This window comes from Pseudoduganella namucuonensis (assembly GCF_900116645.1).
In the GTDB taxonomy this organism is placed as follows: domain Bacteria; phylum Pseudomonadota; class Gammaproteobacteria; order Burkholderiales; family Burkholderiaceae_D; genus Rugamonas; species Rugamonas namucuonensis.
In genome coordinates, this window is sequence record NZ_FPBO01000045.1 from 48173 (window position 1) to 63936 (window position 15764).

Annotated in this window: 14 protein-coding genes; 1 reads left to right on the top strand and 13 read right to left on the bottom strand. The window is 67.9% G+C overall.

The window, feature by feature from the left end; genetic code table 11:
* Positions 1–10 precede the first annotated feature (10 nt).
* A complete protein-coding gene (locus tag BM436_RS31365; RefSeq protein ID WP_093560267.1) occupies positions 11–1183 on the bottom strand; it encodes an acetyl-CoA C-acetyltransferase in 1173 nt (390 codons plus the stop codon).
* Between the two features lie 33 nt (positions 1184–1216).
* Positions 1217–3379, bottom strand: a complete 2163-nt coding sequence (fadB, locus tag BM436_RS31370; protein ID WP_093560245.1) for a fatty acid oxidation complex subunit alpha FadB — start codon at positions 3377–3379, stop codon at positions 1217–1219.
* Between the two features lie 148 nt (positions 3380–3527).
* Between fadB and BM436_RS31375 the strand changes: the two genes are divergently transcribed.
* Complete coding sequence (locus BM436_RS31375) at positions 3528–4253, top strand: TetR/AcrR family transcriptional regulator (protein ID WP_177307677.1); 726 nt, start codon at positions 3528–3530, stop codon at positions 4251–4253.
* A gap of 15 nt (positions 4254–4268) precedes the next feature.
* Here the strand turns inward: BM436_RS31375 and BM436_RS31380 are convergent, their stop codons facing one another.
* The 11 genes from BM436_RS31380 to BM436_RS31430 all read right to left on the bottom strand — a co-directional run.
* Entirely contained in the window at positions 4269–5414 is a 1146-nt protein-coding gene (locus BM436_RS31380) for a thiolase family protein (RefSeq protein WP_093560249.1), read from the bottom strand.
* Entirely contained in the window at positions 5411–5845 is a 435-nt protein-coding gene (locus BM436_RS31385; protein WP_218164967.1) for a Zn-ribbon domain-containing OB-fold protein, read from the bottom strand. Before BM436_RS31385 ends, BM436_RS31380 begins: the two co-directional genes overlap by 4 nt.
* A gap of 48 nt (positions 5846–5893) precedes the next feature.
* Complete coding sequence (locus BM436_RS31390; protein ID WP_093560252.1) at positions 5894–6700, bottom strand: enoyl-CoA hydratase-related protein; 807 nt, start codon at positions 6698–6700, stop codon at positions 5894–5896.
* A 32-nt stretch (positions 6701–6732) separates the two neighbouring features.
* Positions 6733–7881 carry an acyl-CoA dehydrogenase family protein gene (locus BM436_RS31395; protein ID WP_093560254.1) on the bottom strand — a complete coding sequence of 383 codons (1149 nt, stop codon included), beginning with the start codon at positions 7879–7881 and terminating at the stop codon, positions 6733–6735.
* Between the two features lie 153 nt (positions 7882–8034).
* Positions 8035–10812 carry a winged helix-turn-helix domain-containing protein gene (locus BM436_RS31400; RefSeq protein WP_229490903.1) on the bottom strand — a complete coding sequence of 926 codons (2778 nt, stop codon included), beginning with the start codon at positions 10810–10812 and terminating at the stop codon, positions 8035–8037.
* An 18-nt stretch (positions 10813–10830) separates the two neighbouring features.
* Complete coding sequence (locus tag BM436_RS31405; RefSeq protein ID WP_093560256.1) at positions 10831–11139, bottom strand: NIPSNAP family protein; 309 nt, start codon at positions 11137–11139, stop codon at positions 10831–10833.
* 64 nt (positions 11140–11203) lie between these two features.
* Entirely contained in the window at positions 11204–12403 is a 1200-nt protein-coding gene (locus BM436_RS31410) for an aromatic ring-hydroxylating oxygenase subunit alpha (RefSeq protein ID WP_218164968.1), read from the bottom strand.
* 206 nt (positions 12404–12609) lie between these two features.
* Positions 12610–13341 (bottom strand): TetR/AcrR family transcriptional regulator, encoded by a 732-nt coding sequence (locus BM436_RS31415; protein WP_093560258.1) that lies wholly within the window; start codon positions 13339–13341, stop codon positions 12610–12612.
* Between the two features lie 100 nt (positions 13342–13441).
* Positions 13442–13765 (bottom strand): hypothetical protein, encoded by a 324-nt coding sequence (locus tag BM436_RS31420; RefSeq protein WP_143133387.1) that lies wholly within the window; start codon positions 13763–13765, stop codon positions 13442–13444.
* A complete protein-coding gene (locus BM436_RS31425) occupies positions 13762–14025 on the bottom strand; it encodes a hypothetical protein (protein ID WP_093560262.1) in 264 nt (87 codons plus the stop codon). Before BM436_RS31425 ends, BM436_RS31420 begins: the two co-directional genes overlap by 4 nt.
* Positions 14025–15764 (bottom strand): methylmalonyl-CoA mutase family protein (locus BM436_RS31430; RefSeq protein ID WP_229490905.1); only part of this gene is annotated, 1740 nt, incomplete at its 5' end. The genes BM436_RS31425 and BM436_RS31430, both read right to left, overlap by 1 nt.

A 15764-nucleotide genomic window follows, 5' to 3' on the forward strand; every position in this document is an offset into this window, starting at 1 on the left:
GGTCCCGGGATCAAAGGCGTTCGATAATGGTGACGTTGGCCATGCCGCCGCCCTCGCACATGGTTTGCAGGCCGTAGCGCTTGTTGTGGCGGCGCAACGCGTGGATCAGCGTGGTCATCAGCTTGGTGCCCGAGGCGCCCAGCGGATGGCCCAGCGAGATCGCGCCGCCATGCACGTTCAGGCGCGCCGGGTCGGCGTCCAGCTCGCGCAGCCAGGCCAGCGGGATGGGCGCGAACGCCTCGTTGACCTCGTACAGGTCGATCTCGCCGATGCCCATGCCGGCCTTCTTGAGGGCGAGCTTGGTGGCGGGAATCGGCGCCTCCAGCATGACCACCGGATCGTGCCCGAGCACGCTCATATGGTGGATGCGCGCCAGCGGCGCGACGCCCAGTTCCTTCAGGCCGCGGGCGCTCACCACCAGCACCCCGGAGGCGCCGTCGCACACCTGGCTGGCGTTCGCGGCCGAGATGCTGCCCCCTTCGCGCAGCGGCTTGACGCTGCCGATGGCTTCCAGCGTGGCCCCGAAGCGCACCCCTTCGTCGACCGTGTGCAAGGCGCTGGCGCCATCGGCCAGGGTCACTTCCACCGGCACGATTTCATCCTTGAACGCATGCGCCTCGATCGCCGCGGCGGCCCGCTGGTGGCTGAGCAGCGCGTACTCGTCGAGCTGGAGGCGCGAATAGCCATACTTTTTCACGATGATGTCGGCGCCGACGAACTGGCTGAAATCGCCCTCCGGGTAGCGCCCGCGGATCTCCGGGCTCATGTAATAACCCAGCCCGTTGGCGCGCGCCAGTTCGGACGGCGTGAACATCGGCACCCGGCTCATGCTCTCCACACCGGCCGCGATCACGAAGTCCATCGTACCCGACATCACCGCCTGCGCCGCGAAATGCAGCGCCTGCTGAGAGGAACCGCACTGGCGGTCGATCGACGTGCCAGGCACGCTCTCGGGCAGCTTCGACGCCAGCACCGCGTTGCGCGCCACATTGGTCGACTGTTCGCCGACCTGGCTCACGCAGCCCATCAGCACGTCGTCGACCCGGGCCGGATCGATGCCGCTGCGGTCCACCAACGCGTTGATGACCTGGGCCGCCAGGTCGACCGGATGCCAGCCCGACAACCTGCCGTTGCGGCGGCCGCCGGCGGTGCGCGCGGCGGCGACGATGTATGCTTCTGCCATGCTCATTCTCCTGTTCGATGCGTCGAGTTCAATTCAATCCGCGTAAAAACGCGCGCCGCGCGCGGCCATCCGGCGCATCCCGGGCGTGGCCAGGTACGGCGGCCCCAGGTGGGCGTATTTGTCGCTCAGCGCCAGGACGTGCTCCATGCCGAGCCAGTCGGCGTACTTGAGCGCGCCGCCCGCGTAGCGGGGGAAGCCGATGCCGAGCAGCAGCGCCATGTCCAGTTCGGCGGGGGTGGCGACGACGCCCTCCTCCAGCGCGGCGGCGGCCTCGATGATCATCGGCAGCATCAGGCGCTCGACGATCTCCCGGTCCGTGAAATCGCGCCGTCCCCGCGGCTGCACGCTGGCGATCAGCGCGTGGCTGTCGGCCGCGTGGTGCTTGACCGGCTTGCCCGCCGGATCGGCCTCGTAGCGGTAGAAGCCGGCGCCGGTCTTCTGGCCGAGGCGCTTGTGCCCGACCATCAGTTCCAGCACGTCCTGCCAGGTGCTGGCCATGCGCTCCGGATAGCCGGCGGCGATCACCTTGCAGACATGGCTGCCGGTATCCATGCCGACCACGTCCATCAGGTAGGCCGGGCCCATCGGCCAACCGAAATCCTCCATCGCCCGGTCGACCAGTTCGAAGTCGGCGCCGTCCGCCACCAGTTGGCAGAACGCGCGGGTGTTGGCGATCAGGATGCGATTGACGAGGAAGCCCGGGCAGTCCTTGACCACCACCGGCGTCTTGCCCATCGCCGCCGCGTAGCCCACCGCGGCCGAGACGGCCGCCATGCCGGTCTTCTCGCCCTTGACGATTTCGACCAGCGGCATCACGGGCACCGGATTAAAGAAATGCATGCCGACGAAGTTGTGCGGGCGGGACAAGGGAACGGCCAGATCGTCGATGCGCAGCGACGAGGTGTTCGACGCGATGATCGCGTCCTCCGCGATCATGGTTTCCAGCTCGGCCAGCACGGCGTGCTTGACATCGATGTTCTCCACCACCGCCTCGACCACCAGGTCGACTTGCTGGAAGCCGGCGTAGTCGAGCTGCGCGACGATGCCGCGCCGCACCGCCTCGGCCTGGTCCGGCGCCAGCCGCCCCTGCCGGACCTGGCGCGCGAGCAGCTTGTCCGCCTCGCCCGAGCCGAGGTCGAGCTGGCCCTGGGAGATATCCTTCATGCGCGCCGGCACGCCTTTGAGCGCGCTGGCGAAAGCGATGCCGCCGCCCATGATGCCGGCCCCCAGCACGGCGGCCGATTTGACCGGACGCGCCTCGCGCGCATGGACGCGGCAGAGTTTCTTGAGCGCCTGCTCGCTGACAAAGGCCTGGACCAGGCTGGCCGCCGCCTGGGTCTTGGCGACGCGGGTGAATTGGCGCGCTTCGACCTCGAGCGCCGCGGCGATCGCCAGCGGCCAGCTGGCCTCCATCGATTCCAGCGCCATCATCGCGGCGGGCTGGTGTTTCGGACTGTTTTTCGCGACGCGCTCCCTGGCCAGCCGGAACCATTCCCGCGCGGCGGCGATGCCCAGCGGCACCGGCGCCTGCCTGGCCGCGCGCCTCGCCCGCCAATCCGGCTCGTTCGCGGCGGCATGTTCGAGCAATGCCAGCGCGGCGGCGCGCAACCGGTCCGGCGCCGCCACCTGGTCCACCACGCCGGCGCGCAAGGCCGCGTCCGCGCCGCGCGGCTTGCCGCCGGCGATCCACTCGATCGCCACGTCCAGGCCGGCGATGCGCGGCAGGCGCACGGTGCCGCCCAGGCCCGGGAACAGGCCCAGCGACACTTCCGGCAAGCCCGCTTGGGCCGCCTCCGACATCACGCGATAATCGCAGCACAGGGCCAGTTCCAGCCCGCCGCCGAGCGCGTAGCCGTTGATCGCGGCGACCACCGGCACGGCCAGCCGCTCCAGGGCGGACAGCGTGTCGTTGCCAAGCCGGAAGTGGGCCAGCATGTCGGCCTCGGGGCGCTTGAACAGCGCGCCGAACTCGGTGATGTCGGCGCCGGCGATGAACACCTCCTTGGCGCTGGTGACCAGCACGCCGCGCAGGCCGGGCGCGGCGGCGATCGCGGCGACCGCCTCGCGCAGCTCGGCCAGCGCAAGCCGGTCGAGTTTGTTGATCGCCTCGCCGCCGCGGTCGAAGCGCAGCTCGGCGAAGCCCTGGTCCACGCTTATGGCCTGTACGGTACGGCCTTGGTGCAAATATTGATTCATGTTATATTTTTCGAAAATAGATGGACGCCGAGGGAAACAGCCGCAACATGCAAGCCAGTCTACGGCCGCGGCGAACTTCCGGCTTCGTCCGAAACGACGAATTGCGCCGTGTCGACCACGCCCACCGAACCACAAAGGTCCAACAAACATGGCTAGCACCAACCGCAAGCCGCGCGGCGGCGCGGCTTCGCCCGCCCCCACCGGCGTGATGCCGGTCTACGACAGCGCGCCGATGAATGAACGGCGCCAGCGCATCCTGAGCGAAACCAGGCGCGTGATCGAAGAGAACGGCATCGAGAACCTGAGCATGCGCGAGCTGAGCAAGCGCGCCGATGTCGCGCAGCGCACGCTGTACAACGCCTTCGGCAGCAAGGACCGCATCGTCGGGCTGGCGATCCAGGAGAACTATCTCGAGCAAGTCGCGCGCATGCGGTTCGCGACCGCCCCCGACACGATGGAAGGCGTGATCGAGCGGCTGGCGCGCGTGTGCATGCATTTCGGACGCCAGCGCAATTACCTGAAGGCGGTGATGGACTTGTATTTCGCGCCGGCGGTGCACAAGGACACCATCGCGATGATGCGGGAATTGTCCTATGGGAACGTCCGGCCCTGGCTGCTGCGGCTCGAACGGCTCAAGCAGATCAGTCCCTTCCTGTCGCGCGAACAGATCGAGGGCGACATGACCGACCTCGCCTTCGCCGTCATGCGCAAATGGACCATCGGCGACATCGGCGTGGCGCGCATGGCGGACGAGGCGGTGCGCGGCTTCCTGGTGCTCGCGGCGGGCGCGACCACCGGCGAGGCGCAGGCGCTCGCCCTGCGCACGCTGGCGCGGCGCAAGCGTCCCGCCCCCGTCGCGGCGGACGTCGCGTGAGCGGTGCCCGCCGCTTCAGGCTTCCAGGATGGTGACCGCCGACATGCCGGGCGCGCCGTACACCTGCGTGTAGGCCAGCCGGGCGCCCTCGACCTGGCGCCGGCCCGCGCGCCCGCGCAGCTGCAGCACGTTCTCGACCACCTGGCGCAGGCCGGAGGCGCCGATCGGTTCGCCGCACGCCAGGCAGCCGCCGTCGGTATTGACCGGCAAGCTTCCGCCCAGCCTGGTCGCGCCCGCGCGCAGCAGCTTTTCCTGCTCCCCGTCGGCGCAGAAACCGTTCTCCGCCATGTGCATGATTTCGGCGCCGGATTCGGTGTCCTGGATCTGTGCGACGTCGATATCGGCCGGGCCGACGCCGGCCATCTCGTAGGCCGCCCTCGACGCGATTTGCGTCGGCGAGGGCGCCCGTTCGATCTCCAGCGAGGGCGCGAACACCTCGAACGAGCCGGCCAGCCGGGTGCGCACCGCCGCGCCGCGCAGCAGCGGGCCGTCCAGGCCCAGTTCGCGCGCCTTGCGTTCCGAGGCCAGGATCAGCGCGGCGCCCCCTTCCGCCGGGGAGCAGAACATGAACTTGGTCAACGGATCGGACACCATCTGGCTGCCCATGATGGTCTCCAGGCTGACCGGCTCGCGGCGCCACGCGTGCGGCGCCAGCGCGCCGTTCGCATACGCCTTCTCCGCCACCAGCCCGAGCGCTTCGGCCGAGATGCCGTGCAGGGCCATGTAGCGCTGGATCTTCATGGCGAAGAACTGGGTCGTCAGCATCATGCCGGTCTGGCCGTACCACATCGGCAGCCCCGCCGCCACCGGGTCGGCGTTGAACGCGCCGCGCGGATGCTTGTCGAAGCCGACCACGACGCCGAGATCGAACTCGCCCGACTTGATCGCCCAGTAGCCTGCCAGCAGGGCCGAGCCACCGGTGGCGCAGCCGTTGGCCACGTTGATGAACTGCACCCCGGTCAGCCCCATGCGCGGCAACACCGCGTCGGCGTCGCCGGAGGCGGCCGAGCCGCCGAAGGCGAACTGCACGTCCTTCCAGGCGACGCCGGCGTCGGCCAGCGCTTCGCGGATCGCGAACACGCCCAGGTCCAGGCCGGTCTTGCCGTCGTGGCGGCCGAAGGGATGGATGCCGGTCCCGATCACACGCACATTGCCGCTCATGGTTTCTCCTCGTTGTTTGGGCAAACCGGGCGGAAGGCGTAGGTCAGCACCTCGCCGCCGTCCGGACCGCGGCGGTAGGGCAGCAGCGTGAAGCGCATCGGCATGCCGAGGCGCAGGCTGGCGAAATCCGCCGTGTCCAGGCGCGCCTCGACGATCAGCTGGCCCGCCAGCTCCACATAGCCGACCGCGTAGGGCTGGAAATCCGCCTCGCCGGACGGGCCATCGTAGGGCCGCTTCGGCGCGAAGCGCTGCACCGTGAACGACCACAAGGTGCCTTCGGCCGCCAGTTCCACCTCCTCGTAGCGTTCAGCTTCCGGGCCCGAGGGCATGGGAAACACGATCCTGCCGTCGCCGCGGCTTTTGCCGCCGAGCAGCCGGGCTCCCGCCCCTTCGCCGGCGACCAGCCCCGGCGCCACCATATTCTGTGTCATTGCTCCACTCCTGTTGGAATTGCTAAAAAAAGACCACGCGGCGGGCCGTCAACGGCCCGGGAACACCGGATCGCGCCGCTCGGCGAACGCGCGCACGCCCTCGGCGAAGCAATCGCGGTCGATCAGTTCACGCTGGCGCGCCGCCTCGTAGGCCAGCTGCTCGGCCAGGGCGGCGCCGCCGGCCGCCCGGTCGGCGCGCCGCGTTTCGAGGGCGGCATGCGCCGGCAGCGCCGCCAGCCGCCGCGCCAGCGCCAGCGACTCGGCGCGCAGATCGTCATCGTCCACGCACAGCCAGACCAGGCCCCACTGCGCCGCCTGTTCCGCCGACAGGCGCTCGCCCAGCAGCGTCAGGCCCATCGCCCGCGCGCGGCCGGCCTGCCGGCGCAGGAACCAGCTGCCGCCCAGGTCGGGCACCAGGCCCAGGCGCGGCATCGACGGCAGGTAGAAGTAGGCCGAGCGCGCCGCGATGACCACGTCCGCCGCCAGCGCCAGGCCGGCCCCGCCGCCGACCGCGCCGCCGTTCATGGCGGTCAGCACCGGCACCGGCATGTCCTGCAAGGCCAGGATCAAGGGGTTCCACAAGGCCTCCATCGCGTCGGCGGTCGACTCCCCCAGCGACTTGCCTCGATCGCCGCCGGCGGCCATGTCGTCCAGATTGGCGCCGGCGCAGAAGGACTTGCCGGCGCCGGTCAGTATGAGGACGCGCAGCGAACGGTCCGCGCGCACGCGCGCCAGCACGGCGAGCAGTTCCTCCGCCTGTAGCGGCGACAGCGGATTGCGTTTCTCCGGCTGGTTCAGCGTGACGATGGCCACCCCGTCGTCCACTTCGAACGTGACACACTTGTATTCCGACATATACGGTTCTCCAGTTGCGAAAGCGCGGCGGGCTACAGCGCCCGCGCGACCACTTCCATCATGATTTCATTGGTGCCGCCATAGATGCGCTGGACGCGCGCGTCGACGTACATGCGGCCGATCAGGTAGTCGTTGGTATAGCCGTAGCCGCCGAACAGCTGCAGGCATTCGTCGACCACCTTGCCCTGCAGGTCCGAGGCCCAGGCCTTGGCCATCGACGCGGTGACGGTATCGAGCCTGCCCTCGACCAGGTCTTCCACGCAGCGGTCGACGAAGGCGCGCGCGGCCTTCACGCTGGTGGCGACGCCGGCCAGCTTGAAGCGCGTGTTCTGGAACTCCGCCACCGGTTTGCCGAACGCCATGCGTTCGCGCACATAGGCCAGCGTCTCGTGGTAGGCGCCCTCCATCATCGCGACCGCCATCACGGCGATGATCAGGCGCTCATACGGCAGGTCGGACATCAACTGCGCGAAGCCCCTGCCCTCCTCGCCGCCCAGCAGCATGTCGGCCGGCACGCGCACATCGTCGAAGAACAGTTCCGACGTGTCCTGCGCCCTCAGGCCGATCTTGTCCAGCGGCTGGCCGACACGGTAGCCCTGGCAGCCGGCGGTTTCAACGATCAGGATGGAGATGCCGCGCGAACCCTGCTCCGGCGCGGTGCGCGCCACCACCAGCACCAGGCCGGCCAGCAAGCCGTTGGTGATGAAGGTCTTGGCGCCGTTGATGACGTATTCGCCGCCGGCGCGGATGGCGCGGGTGCGGATGCCCTGCAGGTCCGAACCGGCGCCGGGCTCGGTCATCGCGATCGCGCCGACCAGCTCGCCGCTCGCCATGCGCGGCAGGTAGCGCGCCTTCTGCGCTTCGGTGCCGTGGTTCAGGATGTAATGGGCGACGATGCTGTGCACCGATACGCTCATGCCGGTCAGGCTGCGGCGCGCCATTTCCTCGTACAGCACCGCCTCGTGCCGGAAATCGCCGCCGCCCCCGCCCCATTGCTCCGGTATGTCGGAGCAGAGCAGGCCGACTTCGCCGGCGCGGCGCCACAAGGCGTGGCCGACGTGGCCGCGCTGGCGCGCGGCGCCGTCGTCCGGCAGCATCTCCCGCTCGATGAAGCGCACCGCCGTGTCGCGGTACAGTTCCAGGTCCGTATCGGTCCAGCGGGGTCGAAAGTCGATGGCCATGGTTTTTCTGATTGGCTGATGGGGATAGCGACCGATGATAATCAGACGCGGCGGACCCGGCTTCGTCCGTTCAGACGATTGATGCGGGGAACGGCCGGAAGCTACGCTTGCCCCACCGTCAACCACGCTCCCGCCGACGCGTCAACCGATCGGTCAGCCGATGACGCCGAGCCGCCGAGCCAAGGCGACGGCCTGCGTCCGGCTGGTGGCGCCCAGCTTGGCGTTGACGCCGCGCAGGTGGGTGCGCACGGTATTGGCCGACACGAACATTTTCTCGCCGATCGCGATGTTCGAATGGCCTTCCGCGAGCAGCGCCAGCACGCGCAGTTCCTGGCGCGTCAGCGCTTCGGCCGGCATGGCGCCGGGCGCGGCCGCGGCTTCCGGCTCGGTGGCCGGGCCGAAGCCCTGCAGCAGCCGCTGCAGGTATTCCGCGAACAAGGGGTCGCCCTGGTCCGGCCGCCCCTGGAACTGGGCCGCCATATAGCTGCGCAGCAGCGCGCCGGCCCGGGGGCCCTCGTCGAGGACGAGGTGGATCGCGCCCTCGTTGCAAGTGGCGCGCAGCAGCCCGCCCAGGGCCGCGTGGGCGCCGCGATGATCGCCATGACCGTGCAGCGCCACCGCGCGCAGCAGGCGCAGCGCGAGCGCGCGCCGGTGCCGCGAGGCGTCCAGCGCCGCCGCGATCTCGCCGTCCAGCAGCGGCAGCGCCGCCGCGTACCGCCCTGCCGCGACCTGGTGGCGCAAGCGTCCAAGCTCGAGGTATTCCACATCATGGGCCACCAGCCGCAGGCCCTTGAGACGCGGCCAGAGACCGCGGTCGTCGGCGCGTTCCAGTTCGGCCCCGGCCGCGTCGAGATGGCCCTGCAAGCCATACACGCGCGCCCGTTCCAGCCGGGCGCCGGCCACCAGCCGCCGCAGGCCGCGGCGATGCCCGAGGTATTCGAGTTCGGTCAGCATCTGGAACGCCAGGTCCACGTCGCCGCGCTGGAACGCGATGCGCGACAGCGTCACGTGGGCGGTGATCATGTGATCCTGGATGCCGGCGCTGATCGCCAGCGGCAGGTAGATGTTCAGCAGGTGTTCGGCCTGCGCGCAGTCGTCCGCCTCGTACAGGGCGTTGGCATGCAGCACGCCGGCCCAGGCATTGCCATGGGCCTGGCTGTAGCTGCCCTGGTGCGACGCCCGCAAGGCCATGCGGAAACGCGCGCCCGCCTGCCGGATGCGGCCTTCGTGCAGGTCGATGATGCCCTCCACCGATTCCGAGTACATCGCGTTGAACGCGCCGGATTCGCCCTGGCGCAGGCGCGCCGCGCCCAGCAGCGTGCGCGCCTGCTGGTACTGGCCCAGCACCGAGTAGACGTCGGCCATCGCGTTGGTCAGCATGGTATGGGCGAAGGTGTCGCCGGCCGGGACGGCGGCCAGGGCGGCGCCGCCGATGGCGCTGGCCTGCTCGTAGTCGTCCATCATCGCCAGCAGCACCGGCCGCAGCGCGACGATGGACACCGCCGTCGCCGGACCGCCGGCCCGGCCGCATTCGCAGCGTTCCAGCAGCGCCAGCGCCTCGCCGGGGCCGCGCATCATGCACAGGGCCCAGACGCGCACCGCCTGCAGGTCGGGATGCGGACGCAGCGCCGCCTCGGGCAGCGCGTCGAACCAGCGCGTGAGCAGGCGGATCCGCCCCTGCGCCAGCAGTTCCCGCGCGTGGCCCGCCAGCAGGCGTATCGCCTCCGCCGTGTCGTTGGCGTCGATCGCATGGTCGATGGCCGGCACCGGCCGTCCCTGCGACGCGAACCAGCGCGACGCGGCCAGGTGCAGCCGCCCGGCCTGGCCTGGACGTTCGATCGCCAGCTGGCCTTGCAGGAAATCGGCGAACAGGCCGTGGTAGCGGTACGTCGCCTGTTCGCCGTCGATCGGCGTCAGGAACAGGTTGGCCGCATCGAGCTGGCGCAGCAGCGCGGCGCTGTCGCCGCGGCCGGTCAGCGCGTCGCACAAGGGGGCGTCGAGATAGCGCAGGATGCTGGTGCGCAGCAGGAAATCGCGCAGCGCCGGCGGCTGCTGGGCCAGCACGTCGTCCGCCAGGTATTGGGTGACGGCCTGGTTGGAACCCGAAAAACGCCCGATGAACTCCCCGTGGCCGCCGCGGCGCTCCAGCGCGAGCGAGGCCAGCCATAACGCGGCGACCCAGCCCTCGGTCTTTTGGTGCAGTGCCGACAGGTCCTCGGGCCGCAAGGGCAGCCGCCGCCGGCACAGGAATTCCCCCGCCTCGGGCAGCGAAAACCGCAGATGCGACGCGTCGATATCGAGCATCTGGCCGCGGCCGCGCAACTGGCCGAGGCCGAGCGCCGGCAGGGTGCGCGAGCCGATCACCATCCGCCCGTTGCGCGGCAGCTGGACCAGGATTTCGCGCAGCAGGCCAAGCACCACCGGATCCTGCACATGCTCGAATTCGTCGAGAAACAGCGCGAACGGCGACTGGAAATCGGCCAGGGCGTCGGCCAGGCGCAGCACCACGTCGCGCGGCGTCGCGAGCGCGCGCGCCGCGGCCGCGTCGGGCGCCCGTCCGGCCACGATGTGCGACACGGCGCCATCGAGGCAGGACAGGAAACGCGAGGCGTCGTTGTCGGCCTGGTCGAGCGTCAGCCACGCGGTCGCGCTGCCCTTCTCTTCCATTTGCCGGCGCATCTGGATCATCGCCGTGGTCTTGCCGAAGCCGGCCGGCGCCCGGACCAGCACCAGCCGGACCGCCGGCGCGCCGCCGACCAGCGCATGGATCGCCGCCCGCTCGACCTGCGACGAGCTCACCGAGGGCGGATTGAGTTTGGCCCGCCACGCGGACACGTCGCGTGCGCCGGATGGCGCGCGCCGCTCCGGCGCGTCCGGCACGGCTACCTGCCGCGCATCCCGCGCCTGCCCGGTTGGCGTTCGATGGCCCACGCTCGCCGCTCCAGTGCGTCAGGACGCGTAAGAAAACTTCTGCAGGACGACCAGCGTTTCGCGCTTGACCGTTTCGTCCAGCACCCGCTTGAACTCGCCAAACCGAGGATGCGCCATCAAGTGCTGGAAGCCGCGGTCCATATGGGCCATGTCCTCGAGTTCCCAGATGTCGATCACGGTGTTGAGGCGGCCGGTCCGGTGCATATAGGCCGCGTGCAGCTTCCATCCCGAAGTCTCGATGATAGGCACCCACTCGGCCATGGTCTGGACGAAGCGCTGGTAACCGGCGCCGTCGATTTCAATTGTCGCCTGAAGAAAAATGCTCATGCCCTGCCCTTCCTGAATGTGTTGGAGGCGCCTGGGCGCCGGACGCGTGCGTGGCGGACGGCGCTCAGTCCGCGCCGACTTTCTCCAGCGGCGCCTCGACGGGCGTCCTGCCGACCGCGCGCAGGAAGGTCTTGTGCATGTCGATCAGCGACGGTTCGTTTTTCCCGAACGTGTTGTAAGGCTTGATGTTGGCGTTCAGGCTCTTCTGGACATTGGCGCTGACCCAGTAGTCTTCCTTGTCGACCACGTCGCGGATGAACCGGAAGTGGGATTGCGGGTCGAGTCCCTCGCTTGGGCGGTTCAGGTCGCCGCGCCAGTAGCAGCGGTAGCGCGTCAAGTGCTCGCCCACCGTGGCGCCGGGATACAGCTGGAAGAATTCCACCGCGTTGGGCGACACCAGCAGCGAGATATTCGGATAGATGAAGTGGACGAAGGCGAAGTGGTCGAAGACGCTGGTGGTCCACTGCTCGACCGGGATTTCCTTCAGGCCCGCGATCGTCACATTGACGAAGGTCATCCGGTGGTGGCGCCGCTCCGGGCCGAAGCGGTCGTACAGCGACAGGTTGCCCATCGTGTAGTCGCCCACGCTATCCTTGTGCAGCGGACCGAAATGGTAGCCTTCGCAGAAGGTGTCGAGCGCCAGCTTCCAGTTGGTGTTCATGTGGAATTCGTGCATGTTGACGAAGCTCATGTCGTCCAGGTTCCACATGGCGAAGTAAGGCGCCAGGTCGCCGAGATGGCCGTCGATGCTGAACTTCATGTCGGGGTCCAGGCCCACGTAGATCACGCCGTACTTTTCCTCGACCGGCAGGCGCACCAGGTCGTAATAGGATTTGTCGACGCGGCCGAAGCTGTCTTCCTTGAAAATGGTGCGCAGCTTGCCCTTCAGGTCGAAGCCCCACGCGTGGTAGGGGCAGCTGATCGAATTGGCCTTGCCGCAGCCCTCCTTCAGGCGCGCGCCGCGGTGCGGGCAGGCGTTCAGGTAGGCGTTGACCTTGCCGTCGTTGTCGCGCACCAGCAGCACCGGCACGCCCAGGTCGTCGAAGGTGGTGAACGAGCCCGGCCCCGGCAAGTCGCAGCTGAAACCCACCATCTGCGGACTCTCCTTGAAGATCTTCACCTTTTCCTGTTCGAACAGCTCGGGGTCCGTATAGGTCCATGTGGGATGGCGGTACGGCGCGTCGGCGCTGTCGGTGGTGCCGGCGTCCACGTGCCTCAGGGCGCGCTTCACGACCTCGGCCAATACGTCTCTTTCGTTCAGCATGCTGGTCTCCATATGTGACTGGGCGGGTCGTCCGCGTTTCTTAATTTTGCAACGCGTATTAATTTCTAAAGAATATGCCACAAGCGAATTGGCGCCGCAAGCTAATTCTGGCACCCACTCCAACAACCAGAATCACACAAACATTCTTCTTTGTTTTTATTTTAAAGCCCAAAAAAAACGCCGGCCGGGCCGGCGTCGCGGAACGCTCAGGCGCTCGCCCGCGCGTTCCCGGGCGCCGTCCCGGAGGCGTCGGCCGCCGCGTACGCCGAGGAAAACTCCCGCATCGCGATGGCGGCGAGCAAGTCGAGCAGGCGCTCCAGCCGCTTGCCCTTCTTCAGGTGCGGCGCCATGTCCACCGCCACGCCCTGCATCGACGACATGATCAGGTCCATCAGCATCTCGCGCGTATCCTCGACCACCGCCAGGTAGGGAAAACGCTTGAGCATGGCGTCGGAGATTTTCTCGTCCAGCGACTTTTCCAGCGCCGTCATGGCGCGCTTGAGCGCCTTGTCGGTCCTCGCCCCGCGCAGCAATTCATGCAGGGCGACGAAGGTGGGGGTCGCGTAATACTGGTGACAGGCCGTGATCGACTCGCGCATGTGTTTTTCGCTAGGCAGGGTTCCGGGCGCCACCACGATGCCGCCGATCAGCCGCTCGTACTCCTCCGCGCGCTTCTCGATGATGTACTTGGCCGCCGCGTTGAACACCATGGCGCGCGACTTGAAGTGATGGGTCATCGCGCCGCGCGAGACGCCGGCCTGGCTTGCGATCTTCTCGGCGGTGGTCTGCGCATAGCCGATCTTCACCAGGCATTGCAGCGTGGCCTCGAGAATCGAGGCGCGCGTCATCTGGCTTTTCTCGGCCTGCCACGAATCCGGTTTGGCCCTGGACGCGGATTTGGCCGGCCTGGCCGGTTTCAGCCCTTCGGTGTCTTTCATTTGCATATGGTCCAAGTATCAGTTTTCTCCGACATCTTGAACCAAGAGCCAGGGCAGGTCAATAAAAACATCCCTGCCCGCTTTTTTTAAGAACAGCCCGTCAGTCCGCCGCGGGGCCGGCCCTGCGCTCGACGGGCAGCAGCTCGCGCACGCCCTCGAATTCCAGCAGCGAGGCGCCGCCGATGCGCCATACCCGCACGGCCGGGCTGGCAAGATGCAGGCACCTGACCCTGAAGGCGGATTGTTGCCACACTTCGCCGTTGCATAGCCTGAAGGTGGTCTTGCCATCCCAGCCCTTGCAGTTGCCGTCAAGTTCGCTTTCGGTGAGCAGGCGCATCCTTGAATGCGACACATTGCCGCCGTCCATCACGCCTCGCCGCGGCCGGCCCGGTTTCAGTTTGCTTGCATCGGCAAGATCGGTCATGGCACCGCCCCCTTGAGTTCTTCGCATGCCTGGCGCATTAATCGGTGAAGCACGTCTTCCCGCGTGTGCGCCGCGACGCCCCGGCAATAACGCAGCAACTCCGGAGCAACCGTGGCTCCCATGCGCTCGGCCTGAATACAACGCAACAAGGCCAGCCGCTTGTGTCCAAATTTCACCGAGCGCTGCAATAAGTACAGGATCGCTTCGGCGTCATGACGGGCGGCGGCCTGCCGCAGCTTTCGCAGTTCAGCTCGTTGCATCACATATTGCGGCGGTACTGTCCGCCCACCTCGAACAGCGCGCTGGTGATCTGGCCCAGCGAGCAGACGCGCACGGCGTCCATCAGCCTGGCGAACACGTTGTCGTTGTCGATGGCGGCCTTTTGCAGGGCCGCGAGGGCCGCCGGCGCTTGCGCGGCGTTGCGCGTGTGGAAGTCCTCCAGGCGCTTGAGCTGCGACTGCTTTTCATCGTCGGTCGAACGCGCCAGCTCGATCGGCGCCGGCACGCCGCTCGCCTTCGGGTTGCGGAAGGTGTTGACGCCGATGATGGGCAGGGTGCCGTCGTGCTTCTGGTGCTCGTACAGCATGGATTCCTCCTGGATCTTGCCGCGCTGGTAGCCGGTCTCCATCGCGCCCAGCACGCCGCCGCGCTCGGCGATGCGCTCGAACTCTTGCAGCACCGCCTCCTCCACCATGTCCGTCAGCTCCTCCATGATGAAGGAACCCTGGTTCGGGTTTTCGTTCTTGGCAAGGCCCCATTCGCGGTTGATGATCAGCTGGATCGCCAGCGCCCGCCGCACGGATTCGTCGGTCGGCGTGGTGATGGCCTCGTCGTAGGCGTTGGTGTGCAGCGAGTTGCAGTTGTCGTAGATGGCGATCAGCGCCTGCAGCGTGGTGCGGATGTCGTTGAAGTCGATCTCCTGCGCGTGCAGCGAGCGGCCCGAGGTCTGCACGTGGTATTTCAGCTTCTGCGAGCGGTCGTTGGCTCCGTACTTGTCGCGCATGGCCACCGCCCAGATGCGGCGCGCCACGCGACCCAGCACCGTGTATTCAGGATCCATGCCGTTCGAGAAGAAGAACGACAGATTGGGCGCGAAGTCGTCGATGTGCATGCCGCGCGCCAGGTAGGCCTCCACGAAGGTGAAGCCGTTCGACAAGGTGAACGCCAGCTGCGAGATCGGATTCGCGCCCGCCTCGGCGATGTGGTAGCCGGAGATGGACACGGAGTAGAAGTTGCGCACCTGGTGGTGCACGAAGTATTCCTGGATGTCGCCCATCACCTTCAGCGAGAACTCGGTGGAGAAGATGCAGGTGTTCTGGCCCTGGTCCTCCTTCAGGATGTCGGCCTGCACGGTGCCGCGCACGTTCATCAGCACCCAGTCGCGGATCTTGGCCGCCTCGTCGTCGGTGGGCTGGCGCTTGTTCTCCTCGACGAACTTGGCTATCTGCTGGTCGATGGCGGTGTTCATGAACATGGCCAGGATGGTCGGCGCCGGGCCGTTGATGGTCATCGACACCGAGGTGCTCGGGCTGCACAGGTTGAAGCCGTCGTACAGCACCTTCATGTCGTCCAGCGTGGCGATGGACACGCCCGAGTTGCCGACCTTGCCGTAGATGTCCGGACGGATGGCGGGATCGGCGCCGTACAGGGTCACCGAGTCGAAGGCGGTGGACAGGCGCTTGGCGTCCATGCCGGTGGAGACCAGCTTGAAGCGGCGGTTGGTGCGGAAGGCGTCGCCCTCGCCGGCGAACATGCGGGTCGGGTCCTCGCCTTCGCGCTTGAAGGCGAACACGCCGGCCGTGAACGGGAAGGAGCCGGGCACGTTCTCGGACATCAGGAAGCGCAGCACCTCGCCGTCGTCCTCGTAGCGCGGCAGGGCCACCTTGCGCACCTTGGTGCCGGACAGCGTGTGCGAGACCAGCCGGGTGCGCAGCTCCTTGTCGCGGATTTTCACCACGTAGTCGTCGCCGGCGTAGGCGGCCTGCATGTCCGGCCATTG